16 protein-coding genes and 3 pseudogenes are annotated in these 20,512 nt (G+C 52.5%); 5 read left to right on the plus strand and 14 right to left on the minus strand.

Features of this window, described 5'->3' with window-relative positions; translation table 11 throughout:
• Nucleotides 1–226, minus strand: a pseudogene (locus tag PsWM33_RS27695) (ion transporter); the annotation flags it as partial.
• Nucleotides 227–490: 264 nt separating this feature from the next.
• On the opposite strand from PsWM33_RS27695, the gene PsWM33_RS12605 reads away from it, so the two are divergent.
• Entirely contained in the window at nucleotides 491–934 is a 444-nt protein-coding gene (locus PsWM33_RS12605; RefSeq protein WP_063300475.1) for a DUF1810 domain-containing protein, read from the plus strand.
• 13 nt (nucleotides 935–947) lie between these two features.
• On the opposite strand, the gene PsWM33_RS12610 is transcribed toward PsWM33_RS12605, so the two are convergent.
• Complete coding sequence (locus PsWM33_RS12610) at nucleotides 948–2,882, minus strand: glycosyltransferase family 2 protein (RefSeq protein WP_208994543.1); 1,935 nt, start codon at nucleotides 2,880–2,882, stop codon at nucleotides 948–950.
• Nucleotides 2,883–3,243: 361 nt separating this feature from the next.
• Here PsWM33_RS12610 and PsWM33_RS12615 point away from each other — a divergent pair, with 361 nt between their 5' ends.
• On the plus strand, nucleotides 3,244–4,116 hold the full coding sequence (locus PsWM33_RS12615; protein ID WP_063300476.1) for a transporter substrate-binding domain-containing protein: 873 nt from the start codon (nucleotides 3,244–3,246) through the stop codon (nucleotides 4,114–4,116).
• Here the strand turns inward: PsWM33_RS12615 and PsWM33_RS12620 are convergent, their stop codons facing one another.
• Nucleotides 4,117–4,962, minus strand: a complete 846-nt coding sequence (locus tag PsWM33_RS12620) for a sterol desaturase family protein (RefSeq protein WP_063295620.1) — start codon at nucleotides 4,960–4,962, stop codon at nucleotides 4,117–4,119. It lies immediately after the preceding gene.
• 132 nt (nucleotides 4,963–5,094) lie between these two features.
• On the opposite strand from PsWM33_RS12620, the gene PsWM33_RS12625 reads away from it, so the two are divergent.
• Both PsWM33_RS12625 and PsWM33_RS12630 read left to right on the plus strand, forming a co-directional pair.
• A complete protein-coding gene (locus PsWM33_RS12625; protein ID WP_063300477.1) occupies nucleotides 5,095–5,745 on the plus strand; it encodes an alpha/beta family hydrolase in 651 nt (216 codons plus the stop codon).
• A 66-nt stretch (nucleotides 5,746–5,811) separates the two neighbouring features.
• Nucleotides 5,812–7,161 (plus strand): anti-phage deoxyguanosine triphosphatase, encoded by a 1,350-nt coding sequence (locus tag PsWM33_RS12630; protein ID WP_063300478.1) that lies wholly within the window; start codon nucleotides 5,812–5,814, stop codon nucleotides 7,159–7,161.
• A gap of 109 nt (nucleotides 7,162–7,270) precedes the next feature.
• Here PsWM33_RS12630 and PsWM33_RS12635 read toward each other — a convergent pair whose 3' ends face one another.
• The 3 genes from PsWM33_RS12635 to PsWM33_RS12645 all read right to left on the minus strand — a co-directional run bounded on the left by PsWM33_RS12635 (nucleotide 7,271) and on the right by PsWM33_RS12645 (nucleotide 10,461).
• Nucleotides 7,271–8,257: an Hsp33 family molecular chaperone gene (locus PsWM33_RS12635; protein WP_063293818.1), complete on the minus strand. Its 987-nt coding sequence runs from the start codon at nucleotides 8,255–8,257 to the stop codon at nucleotides 7,271–7,273.
• Between the two features lie 66 nt (nucleotides 8,258–8,323).
• The gene (argF, locus tag PsWM33_RS12640) at nucleotides 8,324–9,262 is read right to left on the minus strand and encodes an ornithine carbamoyltransferase (protein WP_057464921.1); all 939 of its coding nucleotides are present in this window, start codon (nucleotides 9,260–9,262) and stop codon (nucleotides 8,324–8,326) included.
• On the minus strand, nucleotides 9,259–10,461 hold the full coding sequence (locus PsWM33_RS12645; protein ID WP_063300479.1) for an aspartate aminotransferase family protein: 1,203 nt from the start codon (nucleotides 10,459–10,461) through the stop codon (nucleotides 9,259–9,261). The genes argF and PsWM33_RS12645 overlap by 4 nt, the downstream gene beginning before the upstream one ends.
• Nucleotides 10,462–11,264: 803 nt before the next feature.
• On the opposite strand from PsWM33_RS12645, the gene PsWM33_RS12650 reads away from it, so the two are divergent.
• The gene (locus PsWM33_RS12650; protein WP_063300480.1) at nucleotides 11,265–11,825 is read left to right on the plus strand and encodes a GcrA family cell cycle regulator; all 561 of its coding nucleotides are present in this window, start codon (nucleotides 11,265–11,267) and stop codon (nucleotides 11,823–11,825) included.
• Nucleotides 11,826–11,972: 147 nt separating this feature from the next.
• Here the strand turns inward: PsWM33_RS12650 and phoB are convergent, their stop codons facing one another.
• The 8 genes and pseudogenes from phoB to PsWM33_RS12685 all read right to left on the minus strand — a co-directional run bounded on the left by phoB (nucleotide 11,973) and on the right by PsWM33_RS12685 (nucleotide 20,206).
• Entirely contained in the window at nucleotides 11,973–12,668 is a 696-nt protein-coding gene (gene phoB, locus PsWM33_RS12655; protein ID WP_063300481.1) for a phosphate regulon transcriptional regulator PhoB, read from the minus strand.
• A 73-nt stretch (nucleotides 12,669–12,741) separates the two neighbouring features.
• A complete protein-coding gene (gene phoU, locus PsWM33_RS12660; RefSeq protein ID WP_057464916.1) occupies nucleotides 12,742–13,446 on the minus strand; it encodes a phosphate signaling complex protein PhoU in 705 nt (234 codons plus the stop codon).
• 33 nt (nucleotides 13,447–13,479) lie between these two features.
• Nucleotides 13,480–14,271, minus strand: a complete 792-nt coding sequence (gene pstB / locus PsWM33_RS12665) for a phosphate ABC transporter ATP-binding protein PstB (protein WP_373456178.1) — start codon at nucleotides 14,269–14,271, stop codon at nucleotides 13,480–13,482.
• A gap of 64 nt (nucleotides 14,272–14,335) precedes the next feature.
• Nucleotides 14,336–15,046 (minus strand): annotated as a pseudogene (gene pstA, locus PsWM33_RS28870) (phosphate ABC transporter permease PstA); the annotation flags it as partial.
• Between the two features lie 630 nt (nucleotides 15,047–15,676).
• A pseudogene (locus tag PsWM33_RS28875) lies at nucleotides 15,677–16,183 on the minus strand (DUF3333 domain-containing protein); the annotation flags it as partial.
• On the minus strand, nucleotides 16,176–17,564 hold the full coding sequence (pstC, locus tag PsWM33_RS12675) for a phosphate ABC transporter permease subunit PstC (protein WP_063300483.1): 1,389 nt from the start codon (nucleotides 17,562–17,564) through the stop codon (nucleotides 16,176–16,178). The gene pstC and the pseudogene PsWM33_RS28875, both read right to left, overlap by 8 nt.
• An 89-nt stretch (nucleotides 17,565–17,653) precedes the next feature.
• The gene (locus PsWM33_RS12680) at nucleotides 17,654–18,673 is read right to left on the minus strand and encodes a PstS family phosphate ABC transporter substrate-binding protein (RefSeq protein WP_063300484.1); all 1,020 of its coding nucleotides are present in this window, start codon (nucleotides 18,671–18,673) and stop codon (nucleotides 17,654–17,656) included.
• A gap of 165 nt (nucleotides 18,674–18,838) precedes the next feature.
• A complete protein-coding gene (locus PsWM33_RS12685; protein ID WP_063300485.1) occupies nucleotides 18,839–20,206 on the minus strand; it encodes an ATP-binding protein in 1,368 nt (455 codons plus the stop codon).
• Nucleotides 20,207–20,512 lie beyond the last annotated feature (306 nt).

Here is a 20,512-nt window from a genome sequence, read left to right on the forward strand (position 1 = left end):
ATCGTATCAGAAGGCTCTCCAGTTTTCCTGAGCCAGCCCAAAGGGAGATCTCAATCACGTATATGCCCACTACGACATCGTCCAATGTGCGGAGTATTGGGCCGTAATGTTGTTGACCAGTCTGGCTGGTTTCCACCCCTAAAGTTATCGCATTTAGGGAGATGATAGATATGATTGTGTATTCCCAAGCCTTACTTTCGATGATCGCACGAAGTTTTTCTCGCATCGTCCATGTACCGAGACATTACTTTAGGGAATGATAATTAAAACTCCGAAACCGGCTGTTTTTATGTTTCTGCAATAACCAACTCAGAAAAACACCAAGAAAGAGAACAGTTCATTATGCTTGGGTCTAAAAATATACTTCACTCTTAGACAACTCCAGATTTCCACCAGGATTTTGTATCTGTCGTGCGAGTTTGAGAACCAATATGAAAGACTGTTCGGCGGAAAGTAACCGCAACGATGACGACTTGAGGGCGAGTATCAAATGGTAAAAACGACGAAGGATGACATAACCCGGTTTGTCATTGCCCAGGACCCGGTATTTTCAGAAGTGGTACAGGAGCTCTCACAAGGTCAGAAAACCTCGCACTGGATCTGGTTCATCTTTCCTCAATTACGTGAACTGGGTCGTTCTTCAACCGCACATTTCTTTGGCATTGCCGATCTTGAAGAAGCTCAGCGATACCTTGCTTATCCTCTCTTGGCCTCGCGGCTGCGTGGATGCAGTGGGTTACTGCTCAAGCACACTGACCTCACTTCCAAGCAAATCCTTGGTGAAATCGACAGTTTGAAAGTACGCAACAGTGCAACACTCTTTGCATATGCTGCAGATGATCCAACAGTGTTTCATCAGTTGCTCGATCAATTCTATCAGGGACAGCCGTGCGAACTCACCGTGGATGCTCTTAAGATGCCATGGAAGACCTAGTATCTCGGCAGTCCTATAATCTCTGAGCACTCTTCATTTTACCTCTCTGACGCACAATACCGTGTTCCGTCTTTCGCCAGTAATGCGGTTTTATCGCGAACTCAATAAGGGCCTTGTAAGAGGCGATGCACCCAAGAACCCAATAGAGTGGGATACTTGCAATCTCCCAGGCTCGAGGGCAAAAGCCGCGCTTTGCACTGCCTTGTAAGACCGTAACAACAGAGCCGCCAAGACCAAAGAGGAAACAGAACATGGCATAGATGCTGAAAGCATCAAATGCTTGCATTCCGGTGCTGTAATATTTCAGAGCAAGCTTTCCAAACATCCAAACTGTACATGGTGCAGCCCATAGACACAGCATGCCGCCAAAGAATGTTAGGAGCAGCAAGGCAAAGTTTTTCAGGCCGAGCTGCTTGTAAGCCAACCTTGGATTGCGCAGATGAACGGCCAGCGTTTGTATCCATCCTTTATGCCAGCGGGTACGTTGGTGTAGCCAGGCTTTGAGCGTAAGCGGCGCTTCTTCAAAAGTGGAGCTGTTTAGCGTGCGTGTCTTAAATCCTTGCCGCGCAAATCTGACTGCCAGATCCGCATCTTCTGTCACGTTGAATGGATCCCACCCGCCAACTTTCCGCAATGCGCTGACACGGAAGTGGTTGGATGTCCCTCCCAGAGGCAGCAGAAGGTTTTTGCGAGACAGAAATGGTAGGAAGACATCGAAGAGTGCCGCATATTCAAAAGCAAACTGGCGGACCAACCAGCTTTCCTCGGCGTGATCGATGGACAATGCAGCCTGCAAGCAAGCGATGTCATGGCCCTCAAGCGCGAACTGGCAAATGGCTTTTTTCAGTTGCTGTGGCTCAGGCCTGTCCTCTGCGTCAAAAACCGTTACGAACTCACCTTTTGTCGCCGTAAGGCCAACGGAAAGCGCACGAGGTTTGGTCTGCGGTTTTCCGGGAGGCAGGATGATCATCCGCATTGATTTCTTTAACAGTTTGCGGAGGTTTTTCTGTGTCAGCTCATCATCTTGCTCGACCAGAAAGATCACATCAAGCGCATCTTTCGGGTAATCCAACGCATCCAGCCCATCAACCAATTGGCGGCAGATTGCTGACTCTTTGTAAAGTGGGACAAGCACGGTGTAGTGCGGCCACTTTTCCAGCTTTGGGACAGTGAATTCTTGCCGGTCAGAGTAGGTGAAGAAGGATGCAAGGCGAAGTAACCCTGTGACACCGAGTGATAAAGTCAGCAGAATAAAGAGGCCCCAGAAAAATACGTCAAACGCAAAGCCAGCTGTTCCCAGGAAGATGATTGGAGAAACTGTCAGCAGCTTTCGCTGTGAAGGCAAAAAGCGATACACTGCCGACATTGAAACATCGTCTTGTGCCAATGCGTTGGCGCTGGCCGTCGTTACCGTCAACGCCTTTTGGTACTTCGGTGTCACCACCACAATCTTGCTCGTGGCTTCATCAAAATAGCCTAGAGCTCGCTCAAAAGCCTCTAGCTGGTGCCCAAGTGGTGCTGCTGCGAAGACGACCTTTTGATTGAGGTCCAGTGCAGGAACAAACAAAATCCCTTCAGTCTCGAATGGTTTTAGCTTTTTATCAATTGGCGCAATAGCTGACAGGCTGCCATCAGACGCATAGCGGACATTCATTTTGCCGGAAATTCCCCAGTAGAACACTGAGGCATCGAGAAATCCTTGTTCAATTAGATAATTGCTGGTGCACTTGTCTTCCGCCGTCATCCTGGACTTTGCGAAATCAATCAAGGCCTCGGAGCAATTACATTGCAGCAGGACTTCCCGTTCCAACGCATTCTTCAGACGCACAAACTTCGGAACATATTGGCCTTTCTGTGAAGGCTTGGGGATATTTTTGATAAGAGGTCCAGCACGTTCATGAGGCGTAGGATCATCGATGGATTGCTCTAGGGGAGTAATCGCTGTCATGCGGCTTCGCAGGGCTTGTCCCGCTTCAACCGAGCGTGTGCTTTCAATACAACCAATCGAAAGAGATAACGAACGTAGAGTATTGGCCTGTCGTACTGAGAAAGGCAGCCCATTGCCTACTGATATCTCGGAGTATTCCTGACAGCCCTTTGATACCCCGGCCCTTGTTAATCTAGGAAGCTGATCTTCAGTTACGGGCCTTCCCCTTACGCAGACATTCACTTAGTATCTCCTTGAGAATTTCCCGTTAGGCTTACGCTCTGTTGCAAACTGGATTGGATAGCTTTTGCGTTTCCCCATATTCTTCATATTGCTGATTTTATGTAGTGCCCAGCCGCTCATTTTCGCGGCGTCAAATGCTATGGCACAGAATGCGAATGGCTCAGATACCTGGGAGATTTCCCAGAGCTCTCCATTGTTGGGAGGGGGAAACAGTGGCTCTGAAATTAGAGTAAGGTCCCGATCAGGCTCCTCTTCGGTAACCATCCCTTTGTTCTCTGGCGGGCAGTCCGGTCTTGCAACAACCGGTAAGGCGCCGGAGCGGATAAGCTTTATTGCTGCAGATAACTTTCCGCCCTTCATTTTTCGCGATAGTGAAGAGCGTTTGATGGGTTACAACGTAGATCTTGCCCGTGAGATCTGCCAGAGCCTTAAGGCCGCTTGTAGCCTCAAGATCATTCCATTTAACCACTTGGCCAATACGGTGTTTAATGGTGAGGCCGACGCTGTCATTGCCGGAGTGAGCATGACGCCGGATACTCTTGAGAAACTGTCATTTTCTCAGATTTACATGCGTTTTCCGGGACGCTTTGTTGTTGGCAGGAACAGTACGCTGGAACCTCTGCCAGAAACTCTGGGCGGAAAGCGCATTGCAGTTGTCGAAGGGTCGCGTCATGAAGCATTTCTGGAACGGTTCTTTACGGACGCAATTGCTGTTCCATTTGAAAATGAAGAGCTTGCCCGAAATGCCTTGTCAAAGTCAGCTGTAGACGCCTTGTTTGGCGATGGCATGAGGCTGTCATTCTGGCTGGATACACGCACTGCTGACGGATGCTGCAAGTTTGCAGGAGGGCCGTGGCTGGATCCGAGTTACTTCAGCGGCGGATTGGCGATTGCAACAAAGGCAGGCAATACCAAGATGTTGAATGCAATCAATCTTGGTCTTACCCGCCTTCAATCCAACGGTCGTCTCGGGGAACTCTATCTCAGATATTTCCCCCGCGGTTTCTTCTGATCATCTCACTTTAGGTGTGCCGTCTTTGTTGACGCGACTGGAAAGCCAACCTTGCACATGCGCTAAAGCCTTGAAGGGTAACATCAATGCCCAACCGAGCTGGCGTGGTTCTTTGCCCTGAAACTCGCTTAGGCCGAAGGTGATGTTCTCCTGACCGCCTTTTGGATCATTCACATAAGTGGAGAATAACCTGTCCCACCAAGGGAAGTTGAAGCCATAGTTACTATCGGTTTCGATTGGACGGGTGGAGTGGTGGATGCGGTGCATGTCCGGCGTCACGATCATCCAACGCAGAATACGGTCTGCTTTGTCAGAGAGTTTGATGTTTGCGTGATTGAACATAGCGGCTGCGTTGAGGACAACTTCAAAAATCACCACAGAGAGAACGGGTGCGCCGAGGAATGCGACGACGATCACCTTCCATAACATAGAGACCGCAATCTCCAGCGGATGGAAGCGCAGAGCTGTTGTCACATCAAAGCGTGGATCGGTGTGATGGACCTTATGCAAATGCCATAGGAACGGAACTTTGTGGCTGGCGACATGCATGGCCCAGACCGCAAAATCGAGTGCGAAGAAGGCAATTACGCCCGCTATAACAGGGTCGATTGCCAGCCAGTGCGCAAGACCAAACCCTTCCACCTGCGCCCAGTAAGCCGTTGATACTGCTGCAAAAGGCAAAGCGAACCGTAGCATCAGAGTATTGATTATCGACAGGAGAAGGTTGGTTGACCATCGCCGCGGCCGCTCCTGGCTCTCTGAACGCCTTGGGATGAAGAATTCCAAGAATGCGAACACTAAGAATGCGCCCGCAAATACTCCCAGGCGAATGACGCCTTCTTCCATGATAGATTCCGTTCGATTAGCGCACATCTTCTACGCATTTATATTAGTTAATTTGAATATGGTGCTTATTGAAGACGGGGACAAGTAAATTTCCTGTCACTTTTGTCGTGAAAGAGGCGCTAAAATAGCTTCATGACTGAGATTTTATGGACACGTCCTGAAGGTGAGTGCCATGGCACTCTTGTGTTGGCTCATGGTGCGGGTGCGCCGATGGATGCCAATTTTATGAACCGGTTTGCGGAAGCTGCGGCTGCGAATGGCATTGCTGTTGCACGGTTTGAGTTTGCTTACATGGCGAGGCGTCGGGAGACAGGCAAGAAGGCTCCTCCTCCGCGGGCGGACAAACTCATTGGCGAATTTCAGAGCGCTATGCAGGATATTCTTGAACAGAATCAAGGCCCTGTCCTGATTGGGGGCAAGTCCATGGGTGGGCGCGTTGCAGCTATGCTGGCGGGTGGAGAGAGCCTGCCGAAGCGTATTGCTGGCGTTGTGTGCCTTGGGTATCCGTTCCATACAGAAGCGAAGAAAGAGCTGGCGGACTGGCGGCTTGAGCCGTTGCAGAAATCCACTCGTCCTATCTTGATAGCGCAGGGTGATCGGGATCAGATGGGGCATCAGGCTGAGGTGGAAGCTGTTGATTTACCTGAGTTTGTTCGGCTTTTCTGGTTGGAGGATGGAAACCACGACCTTGCCCCGCGCGGTGCTTCTCCCGCGACCTGGAAAGGCAATATTGAGCAATCTGCAAAAGAGACCGCAGAGTTCTTTAAGTCGCTGATAGATTAAATTTTTCTGCCCTACACCTTATTGTGTAGGGCTTTTTTTTGCTCAATTTATTGCGGAGTTTTTGAAGTGAGTGATGTTGTTTGGACTGCGCGTCAAAGTGGATGGGTTCCCAAGTCAGATGATGCGCGGACGCCCTATGACGTTGATTATGCCCGCATCGTTCATTCTCACGCATTCCGTCGCCTGCAGGGGAAAACCCAGATCCTCAATCTGGGTGACAGCGATTTCTATCGCACCCGTTTAACCCATACACTGGAAGTTGCGCAGATCGCGTCGGGCATCACCCGGCAGTTCCGGGCGTTCTTCAAAGCTCATCCGGCTTACGACTACATTCCCGAAGAAAGCCTCGTAAAAACAATCAGTTATTGTCATGATATAGGGCACCCGCCTTTTGGGCATGGAGGTGAAGTTGCGCTGAATTACTGTATGCGCGATGCTGGTGGGTATGAGGGCAACGGCCAAACCCTGCGCATTGTTTCACGGCTGGAGAAGATGTCGGCCAAGCATGGGGCTGATCTGACGCGGCGGGCATTACTGGGCATGATGAAGTATCCGGTGGCCTTTTCCCGGGTCCATAATCCAGAGTTATCCCCGCGGCTTAACCCCAATACCTCTGCAGTGAGCCTGATTGATCGCAAGCGTTCTGCTCCGCCCAAATGCTTCATGGATGGGGAACAAGAGATTGTCGATTGGGTGCTGGAACCACTCTCTGAGCGAGACCGCTCGCTGTTCTGCAGTTTTGAATCCAAGAACGGCAAGCACGGAAAATCCCGTTTTAAATCATGGGATTGCTCCATCATGGATCTGGCTGATGACATTGCTTATGGGGTCCATGATTTTGAAGATGCAATTGCTTTGGGGCTGGTTCGGGAAGAGCAGTTCCGGGAGGGTATCTCAGCAGAGGTTTGCGCAGCATTTTTGGATGATCTGATTGAGAGCAATCCAGAGAAGTATACCGGCAATGCCTATGAGCAGATGATTGCCGGGCTGTTTGGCAATGCCAATCGGCGAAAACAGTTCATCGGTAAACTGGTTCACTTCTTTATTGTGGCTGCTCAGATCAAGATAAGCGAGGTCTTCAGCGAGCCGCTTTTGAAGTACAAAGCGGTACTGCCAGAAGATCATAATAAGGTGCTTGAAGCCCTGAAAGGCTTTGTGTTCGAACGGGTTATTCAAGCACCAAATGTGCAGCATCTTGAGTTTAAAGGACAAACCATGGTGGTGGCTGTCTTTGAAACCTTGATGAGCGAGCCAAAAGCCTTCTTGCCAGAAGAGGTTTATACTGACTTCGAACAAGCTGAAGAAGGTTCACGGATCGTCTGTGATTACGTGGCAAGCATGACGGATATGATGCTTCTAAAAACCTATGATCGGTTGTTCAGCCCGCGCATGGGGTCGATCTTTGATCGCGTCTAGCTGTGGTTCTCATTCAATATCAATGAGTTAAAGAAAAACGCGGCCAGTAATTTTCTGACAGCGTTTTTTAATGCGTTGGTTTGCGTTTTTTACGCTTTTCCTGAAAGGATCAGTCCTCGAACACTTTGTTCGCGTCCAGCTCATAATCTTTGGAGCAGAAGTCGCACTTGATGTGGACGGTTCCTTCCGCTTTCATCTCGGTTTTGTCTGTCTCAGAAAAGTTCTGCATCATGGCAGTGATCTTTTCTTCAGAACAGGTGCATTTGTCTGCCATCTCCTGCGGGGAGAAGACGGATGCACCACGTTCGTGGAACAAGCGGTACAGAAGACCTTCGACAGTCAGGCTTGGATCGATGAGCTCGTCATCTTTTACGGTCTCGACCAGCGAGCGCGCTTCAACCCAGGCATCGTCTTCGTCAATCTCGTGTGCTTCGTGCCCTTCTGGCGCATCGCCCGGATGGATGTCAGCCTGCTTGAGGCGATCCAGAGACTGAGGCAGGAACTGAACCATGATGCCGCCGGCAGCCCAGGAATGATCAGCGCCACCCTCTTCGGCTTTGGTCAACACTTCAGCCACGCCAAGGCGGACGAATGTCGGGATCTGCTCTGACTTTTGGAAGTACTCGTGAGCAGCCTCTTCCAAGGTGGTGCCGTTCAGGACCACGATACCCTGATAGCGACTGGTGTGTGCGCCCTGATCAATGGTGAAGGCCAGATGGCCTTTGCCAAGCAGGTGGTCTGGTTTGAAACCATCTTTGGCTGCAACTTCGGCGACCTTGTCTTCGCTGAACTGCGCCATAGCACGCAGCCCGTCAGGCGCGTTGAAATCAACAACGAGCGTGGAGACTGCACCGTCGGTCTGGGCTTGCAAGGTCAGGCGACCTTCGAATTTGAGGGTACTGCCAAGCATGGCTGTCAGGACAATTGCCTCTGACAGCAGCTTGTTGACTGGCGCAGGGTACTTGTGCCGCGCCAGCATAGAGTTCAGCACCGGCCCCATATTGATAACCCGACCGCGAACGTCCAATGCTTCAACAGCAAAAGGAACAACAGCGTCAACGCCAGCGGCGGTCGGTTGAGCAGGTGTATTTGTCATCTTGTTCTTTTATCCTTGCACATATCTTTGTCTGAAAACCGGAAAACCACTTTTCAGCGATATGCTTTATCCTTCAGGCAAAGCACCCATGCACCACGCCATAATGCCTTTTTGGGCGTGGAGTCGGTTTTCTGCCTCGTCGAATACCACAGAATGCGGGCCGTCGATTACCTCATTTGTCACTTCTTCCCCACGATGCGCAGGCAGGCAGTGCATAAACAAAGATGAATCGTTGGCTTCGCTCATCAGGCGTTCATTGACCTGATAAGGGGCCAGCAGGTTATGACGCGTTTGTGCTTCGTCATCTCCCATGGACACCCAGCAATCGGTGATAACACAATCACTGTTTTTCACAGCAGCAAACGGGTCGTCTGTCACGACGAGTTCAGCACCGGATGTATAGGCCTTTTCGATCCATTCAAGAGGTACTGTCAGTTCATTTGGTGCGGCGACGTTAATTTTGAAGTCAAACTTTGCTGCCGCTTCGATCCAAGAGTAAAGAACGTTGTTGCTATCGCCCACCCAGGAAACGGTTTTACCCTTAATGCTTCCGCGGTGTTCTTCGAATGTCATGATGTCGGCCATGATCTGACAAGGATGCGAAACCTTGGTCAGGCCGTTGATGACCGGAACGGTAGCGTACTCTGCCAGTTCTCTCACGGCATCATGGTCCAGCATACGGATCATGATCATGTCCACGAAGCGGGACAGCACGCGGGCGGTATCTGGAATAGACTCGCCGCGACCAAGCTGCATCTCAGCGCCAGTCAACATCAGAGTTTCGCCGCCAAGTTCCCGCATGCCCACATCAAAGGAGATGCGGGTTCTGGTGGATGGCTGCTCAAAGACCATGGCGAGCACTTTGCCTGCCAATGGCCCCTGCCCGCGATGAACGCCATTGCGGGTGGCTTTGATCTGATTGGAGACCTGCATAATCTGGCGAAGGTCATCACCGGAAAAATCGCTGATATCGAGAAAGTGCTGTGGTTTTGTCATAGTGGTCATTTGGCAGTCTCGGCAGTTTTCAGCTCGGTTTCCATGTCCGCAGCAGCGGCTTCAATCTTTTCAACGAGCAGGTCAATTTCTTCAGCGGTAATGGTCATTGGCGGCATAATGCGGAGCACGTTGTCTCCGGCACCAACCGGCAGCAGGCCGTTGTTGCGCATGTGGGCCAGCACCTGTGTGTTTGGCACTTTGCATTTCAGGCCAAGCATCAGGCCTTCACCGCGCACCAGCTCAAACACATCACTGTGCTGATCGACAGCGCAAGCCAGCTTCTGCTTCAGCTGCAAGCCTTTTTCCTGAACAGCTTCCAGAAAGCCTGGTTCCAGAACCGTTTCCAGAACAGCATTGCCAACAGCCATCGCCAGCGGGTTGCCACCGAAGGTGGTGCCGTGAACGCCAGGAACCATGCCACTGGCCGCTTCATTGGTTGCGAGGAACGCCCCCATTGGGAAACCGCCACCGATGCCTTTTGCAATCGCCATCAGATCCGGTGCAACGCCTGCCCACTCATGGGCAAAGAGTTTGCCGGTTCTGCCAACACCTGTCTGGATCTCATCGTAGATCAGCAACAAGTCATTCTCATCACAGATCTGGTGAAGACCTTTCAGGAAGGCCGGGTCCATGGTGCGGATACCACCTTCACCCTGAACCGGCTCCAGCATGATGGCTGCAGTTTCCGGTCCGACCATCTTTTTAACCGCGTCCAGATCACCAGCGGGCACCTGATCGAACCCTTCTGGCGCAGGGCCGAAGCCTTCGAGGTACTTTTGCTGGCCACCAGCGGCGAGCGCTGCCATGGTTCTGCCGTGGAACGCATTTTCAAAGGTGATAATGCGGTTCTTTTCAGGATTACCCTTGGCAAAGTGATAGCGCCGTGCGGCCTTCATGGCCCCTTCTGTTGCTTCCGTCCCGGAGTTGGTGAAGAACACAACATCAGCAAAGGTGTTGTCTGTCAGCAGCTTTGCAAGCTTCTCACCCTCTGGAATTGTATAGAGATTGGTGACGTGCCACAGCTTTTCAGCCTGAGACTTCAGCGCCTCAACGAGCTTTGGGTGTGCATGACCCAAGCCGGAGACGGCAATACCCGAGGCACAATCCATGTATCGTCGACCATCAGCCGCAATCAGCCAGACACCTTCCCCACGCTCGAACGCGAGGTCTGAGCGTGCATAAGTCTGCATTAGCGACGAAGTCGTCATTTCTTACTCCTTATGGATTGAGCTTTCTCGATATGCTCAAAAGTCCTGGTTGCTACAAAAACAAAAAAACGCCGTGTGGCGTTTTGAAACTAAGAGAGGCGACATATAAACCGCGTTCCCTCAGGGCAGTCAATAACACGTATTGCCAGCAATACCTTACTCCCGTTCAGGAATTGGCTGCCAGCTTTGTGTCTCTCCCTCTGGTGCAGCTTAAACAGGCTACTACCGGAAGAAGCATGCATTGTGGCATTTTTAGAGGATGGAGTAGAGATTAAATCCCATGCTCTATGACCAGTTTTTTTCCACGGTTCTTAAGGTTTATTCAATACACCTCTAGCGTGTACTACGGCATATGAGAGAGGAGTGCGCTTAGTTCTTGTGTTATGCAATTTGTAGTTTACTAGTGTTTTTTACTAGTTGTTTTTCAGTGGTAAATATATGTATTAAATATCAACGGGGTAACGCTATCAGCTCTTACTTTGTGTTGGAAAGAATGCGGTGGAACTTGGTTTAACAAACAGCTCCTATTCTTTAGATTGATAATCTTCTCCCACCACAAGAAGGCTGTTATAGGTAAGTAGTAGTACGGCAATTCTGGGGAAAACCAGAGTCTTCCCCACCTCAATTCTTTGAGGTTGTTGATCGTATCAACGCCCATATAGTACTGTGTGTTAAGAGTTATACACCATCTCGTAGTTACTGAACGCTGCAAGCACACACGCTCAGGTAAGCGGCACTTTCGGATGCGTCCGAACTGAGCGAATGCTGTTTTGCGCGCCACTGAAGGAAGACGGGGCCCTTTAATGAGCTGGACAGCAGAACGTGTAGAGTTACTAACCAAACTTTGGGCAGACGGGTTAAGCGCCAGTCAAATCGCGGGGGAACTTGGCAATGTGACCCGTAATGCGGTGATTGGTAAGGTTCATCGCCTTGGTCTTTCAGGTCGTGCTAAGTCGGGAGGCGGTGCAACCAAGACGAGAAAGGCACCTGCCCCAGCGGCAAGGGTTGTAACATCCACCAAACCAACAGTGGCTGAAGCGATTGCAGCTGTTGCGCCTTCTCCAAGTCCCCGACAGATTCAGCCAACAATAGCAGGTGCCAACGCCCTTAAAGTTGAACCGATTGAAGCTATCCAATCAGAAATTTCTCCAGTCCCAACCTCCGATCTCTTTATTCCGGTTTCAGAGCGCGCCTCCATCCTGACATTGAATGAGCGCACCTGTAAGTGGCCGATTGGTGATCCGAGTTCTGATGACTTCTATTTCTGTGGTCGCCAGTCAGATGCAGGCACACCTTATTGTGCGCATCACCGCAGCATTGCCTATCAGCCCGTCAGCGACCGCCGCAACCGCCGTGCAAGCTAATCTGAGCTGAAAAAGCAACGTATTGAGCCGGGTCCAAAGCCCGGCTTTTTGCTGTTTTGGGGGTTGCCAGCTGCTAATGTCGGTGACCTGTAGATATGAGAAAACCGCCCTTGGGCGGTTTTAGATTTCCATTGTTGCCTTAAACACTTAACCTATAGCGAACTGGTCGTTAAAAGCATATCCGGCGCCACGGACAGTGCGGATCGGGTCTTTCATGCGGCCTTTGTTGATGGCTTTGCGCAGGCGGCCTACGTGGACGTCTACGGTGCGCTCATCTACGTAAACATCATGGCCCCAGACTCCATCCAGCAGCTGTTCACGAGAATACACCCGGCCCGGTGCGCTCATGAGGAACTCCAGCAGGCGGTATTCTGTGGGGCCGAGGTGGATTTCACGGCCTGTTCTGCGCACGCGGTGGGTTTCGCGGTCGAGCTCGATGTCGCCAGACTTGAGCATTGTGGAGACAACTTCTGGCAATGCACGGCGGAAGATCGCACGAACACGGGCCATAAGTTCCGGAACGGAAAACGGTTTGACGACATAATCGTCAGCCCCGGTTGCCAGACCGCGGATGCGCTCGGATTCTTCGCCGCGCGCTGTCAGCATGATAATCGGCATGCGCTCGGTTTCTGAGCGTGCCCGCAAACGACGGCAGAGCTCGATGCCGGAGAGGCCCGGAAGCATCCAGTCCAGCAGCAGCAGGTCCGGCTGGCTTTCCTGTAGGAGGAGTTCCGCCTCATCTCCTCTTGCGCACACGTCAACAGTGTAGCCCTCTGCTTCAAGGTTATAGCGCAGCAGCAGGCTTAGCGGTTCTTCGTCTTCTACAATCAGTATCTTAGGCATAGTAAAGTGCTCTCTTTGCACCTTCTCTTATAAAGCAATTGCGTGTGTTCTGCTCGTTATAAGTGAACACACTCTACACGGTTGTGCTCTGCGCCAGTTCGTCCGTTTTTGGACGATCTGTTGGAAGGTGGCTTCCGGAGATCATGTAGTAGATGTTTTCTGCGATATTGGTTGCATGATCACCGATGCGCTCAATATTCTTTGCGCAGAACAACAAGTGCGCGCACATGGTGATGGAGCGCGGGTCTTCCATCATGTAGGTGAGCAGCTGGCGGAACAGGCTGGTGTAAAGCGCATCCACTTCGTCATCGCGAACATGTACGCGCTGGACAACCTCAAGATCGCCAGAGGTGTAGGCATCCAGAACGGCTTTGAGCTGCTCAAGCGCCAGATCAGACATGTGCTCAACACCCACAGCGAGCTGCTTGTTGTTGAACTCAGATTCAATCGCCAGTGTTCGCTTGCCGATGTTCTTGGCCATGTCGCCAACGCGCTCCAGGTCGTTGGAGATACGCATGGCGGCGATGATGTCGCGCAGATCGCTTGCCATTGGCTGGCGGCGTGCGATCACGGAGATGCACAGCTCTTCCAGCTCGGCCTGCATGTTGTCCAGTCGCTGGTCGGCGGCGATGGTGCGGGTTGCCAGTTCGCGGTCCTGTCTCAGCAGTGCGGTGACAGCGTCGTGAACAAGGGTTTCTGCCAGTCCGCCCATTTCAACGACACGTCCGGCCAGTTCTTTTAGCTCTTCATTGAAGGAAGAGACAATATGATCTTTCATCGGATATCTCCTTAGAGTACCGCTCTTTTATTCTTAACCAAAACGGCCTGTGATGTAATCCTGCGTGCGCTGGTCTTTTGGGTTGGTGAAGATGTCGTTGGTCAGCCCCTCTTCCACCAGATTACCCAGATGGAAGAACGCGGTGCGCTGGGACACACGTGCGGCCTGCTGCATGGAATGGGTTACGATGACTATGGTGTAGTTCTGGCGCAGCTCGTCCATCAGCTCTTCCACTTTCGCGGTGGCAATCGGGTCGAGCGCAGAACACGGCTCATCCATCAGGATCACTTCCGGGGACACAGCGATTGCGCGCGCGATGCACAAGCGCTGCTGCTGACCACCGGAAAGGCCTGTGCCTGGCTCGTCCAGACGGTCTTTCACTTCTTCAAACAAACCTGCACGCTGCAGGGAACTTGCGACGATATCTTCCAGATCTGACTTGCCTTGTGCCAGACCGTGGATGCGTGGGCCGTAGGCCACGTTCTCGAAGATTGATTTCGGGAACGGGTTGGGCTTCTGGAACACCATGCCAACACGGGCCCGCAGTTCCACCACATCAATGCGCGGGTCGTAGACATCGTCATTGTCCAGGAGAATGTCTCCTTGCACGCGGCAGATATCGATGGTGTCGTTCATGCGGTTCAGGCAGCGCAGGAAGGTGGACTTGCCGCAACCGGACGGGCCGATCAGCGCGGTCACCTGATTTTTGCGGACATCCAGATCGACACCATGAAGGGCCTGCTTGTCGCCGTAAAACACTTTTACATCGCGGCCACGCATCTTGAGTGTTTCGCCTTCAGCTGAAACGGCTGGAGGGGCGCTCATTGTTGTATCCATTGCACTCTCGGTGTCTGTGGTCATTTCCAATGCCATGATCTTGCCTTTCAAATCACCAGCGGCGCTCAAAACGTTTACGAAGGACGATTGCGATTGCATTCATCGAGATCAGGAAGCCGAGCAGCACCATGATCGCAGCAGAGGTTTTCTGCTGGAAGGCAGGTTCGGGAAAGTCTGCCCACATGAAGATCTGCACGGGCAGCACGGTAGAGGGATCAACCGGACTTGCCGGGATATCTACAATGAAGGCCACCATGCCGATCATGAGAAGTGGTGCGGTTTCGCCCAGTGCCTGCGCCATGCCGATGATGGTTCCGGTCAGGATGCCCGGCATTGCCAGTGGCAGCACATGGTGAAACACGGCCTGCAAGCGGGAGGCTCCGACGCCGAGTGCGGCTTCGCGGATGCTTGGTGGCACGGCCTGAAGCGCTGCACGGGAGGCGATGATGATGGTTGGCAGGGTCATGAGCGCCAGCACCATACCGCCAACAACCGGCGCCGATCGCGGCAGACCGAAGACGTTGAGGAACACCGCAAGGCCAAGCAGACCGAACACAATGGACGGCACGGCTGCGAGGTTGTTGATGTTCACCTCAATCAGATGTGTCCAACGGTTCTTTGGCGCGAACTCTTCCAGATAGATTGCAGCGGACACACCAATTGGAAACGAGAGGGACAGGGTAACGAGCATGGTCCAGAAGGAACCAACGGCTGCGCCCCAAATGCCTGCCATCTCTGGCTCACGGCTTGCACCGGACTTGAAGAAGATGGAGTTCCACTCGTTTGCAACAGTGCCTTTGGAGACCAGATAGTCGGTGTAGGCGATTTCTTTGTCTGAAAACTTGCGGAAACTTTCCGGCGTTTCCAGCTCTTCAATGCCCCACTGGCCAGCTGGTACGGCAGCATCCGTAGACAGCGGAATGAAGGCTGTTCCGGTGACGCTGGTTGGTGTCACCTTTTCTGCTTTAATGGTTCCGCCGTTCACCTCTACAAAGAAGCTTGGCATGTTAGCATTGAGTGTGCCGCCCGTGCCAATGTTGGCAAGATGGCCCTGCAGAGTAACCAGTTCAGCTTTTTGCTTTTCCAGTGCGTTTATGATCTTGACCAGAGCGGCTTTATTGCCTTCAACCTCAGAGGTCAGGCGCTGTGCTACCAGAGGATCTTTCTCGTTGGCCAACCGGGTTTCCAAGCCTGCGATCTTGGTTTTCACGCTGATTTCTGATCGGCCACGCGCTTCAATCTTGCCTGTCAGCAGTTCGATTTCGCGATCATAATAGGTTTTCAACGCCGCAAGGATCTTCTCAAACTCAGGCTTTTCTGCACTGATGGTCACCTGACCGTCCGTGCCGGAAACTGTTGCTGCACTTGAGGTGGCGATCTCGGTTTTCTTTGTGATCAGGCCTTTGACATAAAGGTCGGCAAAGTCGGAGAGCGGGATTGCAACCGGACCGGTCCCACCCAGTATGGATGGGTCGGCTATTGCTTGCTTTTGCAGCGTGACATTGGCACCGGAGGACACCAGAGAATAGAGCACACGGCGGTTTTTACGGTCGGAAGCAAATGGCAATTCTGCCTTCAGTCCGTCGCGAATGATCTTGTTGTAGCTTGCGCCAGCCGGATTGGCCGGATCGACCTTTTCTGCACTCAGATTGAGCGGCACGCTTACGTAGTTGTAAGTGAAGGCAGGCAAGCCTGAGCCGACAATTGTGAAGAGCAGCAGAACCAGAAACGTTGCGGCCAGTGCGATGGCACCCATGCCGTAAGCCTTGAAGCGCGCTTCCATGCTGTAGCGCTTTTTCAGGCGCTTGCGAGCTTCGTCTGTCGTATGGACGCCGGAAGGAATGCCTTTGACACGCCCGCCAATGGCAGTACCGGCAGTGTCCTGAGCGATATCAATCATACTGTTCCCTATATTTCTTCACGACGCGCAGAGCGAAGATGTTCAGAGCAAGTGTGATGCAGAAGAGGAGAAGACCGAGTGCAAATGCTGCGAGTGTTTTCGCGCTGTCGAATTCCTGGTCACCGACCAGCAAGGTGACGATTTGCACGGTCACGGTTGTTACAGCTTCCAGCGGGTTTGCCGTTATGTTTGCGGCAAGCCCTGCAGCCATCACCACGATCATGGTTTCACCGATGGCGCGGGAGATGGCGAGGATGAGAGCGGACACGATGCCCGGAAGAGCGGCTGGCAGAACAACCCGGCGGATTGTTTCCGACTTGGTGGCACCAAGACCGGCAGAGCCATCGCGCAGTGACTGCGGCACCGCGTTGATCACGTCGTCAGAAAGGGAGGAGACGAACGGAATGATCATAATGCCCATGACAAGGCCAGCAGCCAGTGCAGATTCTGAACTGACTGACAGGCCGATGCTTTCGCCCCAGCCACGAATAAAGGGTGCCACAGTCAGCGCCGCGAAGAAACCGTAGACCACGGTTGGAATGCCAGCCAGAATTTCCAGAACCGGCTTTGCAATGGCGCGCACTGGCGTGCTTGCATAATCGGAGAGGTAAATTGCGGAGAGCAGACCAACGGGCGCGGCTACGAAAATAGCAATTGCTGTGATCAACATGGTGCCAACCAGAAGCGGGATTGCACCGAAGATTTCTGTATTGGCTTCGCCGTGCTCGGCCCCCGCCCCTTCAAAGGCGCTTTGCGGGCTCCAGTGAGTGCCGAAGACGAAATCCAGAATTGGGATCTGGCGGAAGAACATCAAGCTTTCGAAGATAAGCGAGAGAACGATACCGATGGTTGTGAAGATCGCGACAGCAGAACACAGGATCAGCAATCCCATGACGGTGCGCTCTACAAAATGACGGGCTCGCATTGCCGGTGTGATGGTGCGATTGCCGTACCACAGACCACCAACAACCAAGGCGATGATCAGCGTTGTTTTAAGAATGAATGATGTTTGTGCGAGCGAGCTGAACACTTCTGCCGCCTGCTCTTTGCCGGCATCAGAGAAGGCCACGATGCCGCCAAATGCGATGGCGCGTGCGTCCCGCAAGAATGCCTGAAGTTCTGCTTTCGACAGTCCTGCAACACTCTCGGCCTTCGCGCTGATCACCATTGTATCAAGCAAGCGCGGCTCAACGATTGCCCATGCAATCAAAAGGACAAATGCTGGAAGAGCGGCCAGAATGGCCAGGTATCCACCATGGTAGCTTGGACGGGAATGCAGTGCAGAGAGCTGATGTCCAGCAACCTGCATAGCCCGGAAACGCCCGTAGACATTAGCGGTTACGAAGACCAGTAGAAGAAGGGCAGCGTAAGTCCAGAACATTTGTTGTGTCGCCTTATCTGGCTTTAATTTTTGGAGGATGCAGGAAAGCGGTCAGCTGGACATGCTGACCGCTCTCTTAGCGTTTGCAATTAGAATGCAAGTGGTGTCAGCGCTACTGCAGATTTGGAAACTGCTGCGCGGTCAGCTGCTGGCATCGGGATCAGACCCTTGTCAGCCAGGTAACCTTCGTCACCCCATGTGTCTTCATTGGTGAACTCACCGAGGTATTCAGCGATACCTGGGATTACGCCAACGTGCTCTTTCTTGATGTAGAAGTACAAGGAGCGGGACACTGGGTAGTCGCCTGCAGCAATTGCATCAAATGTTGGTGCAACGCCTGCAATGTTTGCGCCCTGGATCTTGTCAGCGTTCTGATCAAGGAAGGAGAAACCGAAGATGCCGAGTGCATTCGGGTTCGCATCAAGCTTTTGAACGATCAGGTTGTCGTTTTCACCAGCTTCGATGTACGCGCCGTCTTCACGGACTTCGTGACACGCTTTTTTCTTCAGACCGAGGTCAGCAGCACCTGGTACCATTTTACAGCCGCCCTGCATTGCCAGCTCGGCAAATGCGTCACGGGTACCGGATGTTGGTGGAGGGCCGAGCACTTCGATCTTTGAGTTAGGAAGGGAAGGATCAATGTCTGCCCAGGTCTGGTATGGGTTTGCAACCAGTTTGCCGTCCACTGGAACTTCTTTCGCAAGCGCGAGGAAGATCTGAGCCAGTGTCAGGTCCAGCTGAGTGCCAGCCTTGGAGTTCGCAAGAACGATGCCGTCGAAACCGACAGTAACTTCTACTGGGGTTACGCCAGCTTCATTACACTTCACCAGCTCTTTGCCCTTCATGCGGCGGGAAGCATTGGTGATGTCAGGAGTGTTTTCGCCAACGCCTTCACAGAAGAGCTTGATGCCGCCGCCTGAACCAGTGGATTCAACAACTGGTGTTTTGAAGTTTGTCTTCTGACCAAACTGCTCAGCAACTGCTGTCGCAAATGGGAAAACAGTGGAAGAACCAACGATCTGGATCTGGTCACGAGCCTGTGCGGAACCAGCAGCAATGGTACCTGCGAGAGCGAGCGCTGCAACGCTTGCGAATGCCTTGATTTTCACCTGAAGTCTCCTGGGAGTCTTGGTTTTAAAAAACTGTTTAACTACGTTCACCTCACAGCGCCCCGGCTGCGAGCTGGCTGTAACCTAGCGTTTGGCTGTGATGGTTATATGAACGTTGCGTATCAGTTTTATGACATTACAAGCATTTGATTTTGTTATGTTATTTTAATCGAGTTCATTTTCGTCATAAATAACAGCGCCGGGTATGAACACACGGAAGCAAGCGCCTTCATCTGGTTTGCTCTCAATTTCCAGGCGAGCTCTGTGCCTTGTCAGAATGTGTTTTACGATGGCCAGACCAAGGCCCGTTCCCTTCATCTGACGGGAGGTAACAACATCAACCCGATAGAAACGCTCGGTTAACCGCGGCAGGTGCTCAGGATCAATGCCCGGACCGAAGTCGCGGACCTCTGCAATCCAGTGTGGTGTCTCAATAGAATCGGGGTCCAGTCGGCAAGTGACATCGACTCGCCCCCCGCTGGAACCGTATTTCAACGCGTTTTCGATGAGATTGCTGAAGACCTGAACGAGTTCGTCCTTCTCACCGCGAATCTCGGCAGGGTCCTCAGGCACATTCACATTCACCTCGACACCCGATTCTTTCGCAACCGGGAGCAGTGTTTCCACGGAGTGGCGCATGATCAGGCTGAGATCCACGAGAGTTTCCGGCTGCACGTGCACCTTCATCTCAATACGGGACAGAGACAGAAGGTCGTCAATGAGGCGGCGCATGCGCTCTGCCTGATCCAGCATAATGCCGAGGAACTGGTCTTGTGCTTTGGGATCGCCCTTGGCTGGGCCCTGCAGAGTTTCAATGAAGCCTGTCAGAGATGCCAGCGGGGTGCGTAATTCATGGGAGGCGTTGGCGACAAAGTCGGCCCGCATACGCTCCAGGCGGCGGGCTTCGGTCAGGTCGCGAATGACAACGAGAATGAGACCCGGGCGTCCGCGGGGGACGGCGAGGTTTCCGCTGGAAACGGACCAGAGCGGCGCGATGTGCGCTTCCAGCCAGAGTTCCATCGGCACCTTCTCGGTCCAGTCGATGACTTCTGTAGAGCCACCATTGGAGACACGGTCCAGCGCTTCCAGCAGCGATGGCGCGCGGATGCGGAACGACAAGGGATCGCCAACCGCAATAGTGCCGAAGCGGCGCTGTGCCGCGAGGTTCACGTATTGGGTGGTGCCACGATAATCGACGACAAAGCATGGGTCCGGCAGGGCGTTGACGGCGGACTTCATGCCGCGATCCACGATCTCGCTGGCTTCCTTGCGGCTGACACCGCTTGGTGCTTTGACCTTGGTGCGGCTTTTCATGCCGCCGCCGATGACCAGAACAAAAATGAGGGCGTATGCGAAGAACGAGGCCCAGACGGGTACGTCGAAGGCTATGGAGAAGAGAGCAAAAATGCCGGCAGATGCCAGAAGGATCCAGCGCACATCAACGGGTTTGCGATAAACCGCACGCCGGTTGAGACCTAATCTCAACGGCTCCTGATTGGCCTGCTTTTCTTCCTTGTCGGTATCCAGGGACATACGTGCCACTCTCTAAACGCCGCTGTGCGTTTACGTTGTTTTTCTTTCAAGACTGGCCGAGAATTTAACAGGGCCAGCATGACATTCTCGCGACGGCGGCACCTCATTTCTTCAGTTTTCCCAACTGGAGATTGTCAAAGACGTAGCGAAACCAAGGATCTTAGAGGGCCTGCGCCCAAGGGCAAACAATGTTTATCCGCTGAGATCGTATCGACGAGTTGCTGCGGTTATATATTTAGCAGGTTTAACAAATCAAGCAGAAGAGAATGATCAGCCCCACTTGAGTGGTCCGGTTTGAAAGTTAGT

Source organism: Pseudovibrio sp. WM33 (assembly GCF_001623165.1).
Taxonomy (GTDB): domain Bacteria; phylum Pseudomonadota; class Alphaproteobacteria; order Rhizobiales; family Stappiaceae; genus Pseudovibrio.

What these genes read in the sequence shown, in the direction of transcription:
- PsWM33_RS12685 (WP_063300485.1), bottom strand. Translation starts at nt 20,206, where the DNA reads ATGTCCCTGGATACCGACAAGGAAGAAAAGCAGGCCAATCAGGAGCCG.
- PsWM33_RS12610 (WP_208994543.1), bottom strand. Translation starts at nt 2,882, where the DNA reads ATGACAGCGATTACTCCCCTAGAGCAATCCATCGATGATCCTACGCCT.
- argF (WP_057464921.1), bottom strand. Translation starts at nt 9,262, where the DNA reads ATGACCACTATGACAAAACCACAGCACTTTCTCGATATCAGCGATTTT.
- pstB (WP_373456178.1), bottom strand. Translation starts at nt 14,271, where the DNA reads ATGAGCGCCCCTCCAGCCGTTTCAGCTGAAGGCGAAACACTCAAGATG.
- PsWM33_RS12635 (WP_063293818.1), bottom strand. Translation starts at nt 8,257, where the DNA reads ATGACAAATACACCTGCTCAACCGACCGCCGCTGGCGTTGACGCTGTT.
- PsWM33_RS12645 (WP_063300479.1), bottom strand. Translation starts at nt 10,461, where the DNA reads ATGACGACTTCGTCGCTAATGCAGACTTATGCACGCTCAGACCTCGCG.
- PsWM33_RS12605 (WP_063300475.1), top strand. Translation starts at nt 491, where the DNA reads ATGGTAAAAACGACGAAGGATGACATAACCCGGTTTGTCATTGCCCAG.
- PsWM33_RS12620 (WP_063295620.1), bottom strand. Translation starts at nt 4,962, where the DNA reads ATGGAAGAAGGCGTCATTCGCCTGGGAGTATTTGCGGGCGCATTCTTA.
- phoB (WP_063300481.1), bottom strand. Translation starts at nt 12,668, where the DNA reads ATGCCTAAGATACTGATTGTAGAAGACGAAGAACCGCTAAGCCTGCTG.
- PsWM33_RS12625 (WP_063300477.1), top strand. Translation starts at nt 5,095, where the DNA reads ATGACTGAGATTTTATGGACACGTCCTGAAGGTGAGTGCCATGGCACT.
- phoU (WP_057464916.1), bottom strand. Translation starts at nt 13,446, where the DNA reads ATGAAAGATCATATTGTCTCTTCCTTCAATGAAGAGCTAAAAGAACTG.
- PsWM33_RS12650 (WP_063300480.1), top strand. Translation starts at nt 11,265, where the DNA reads ATGAGCTGGACAGCAGAACGTGTAGAGTTACTAACCAAACTTTGGGCA.
- pstC (WP_063300483.1), bottom strand. Translation starts at nt 17,564, where the DNA reads ATGTTCTGGACTTACGCTGCCCTTCTTCTACTGGTCTTCGTAACCGCT.
- PsWM33_RS12615 (WP_063300476.1), top strand. Translation starts at nt 3,244, where the DNA reads ATGGCACAGAATGCGAATGGCTCAGATACCTGGGAGATTTCCCAGAGC.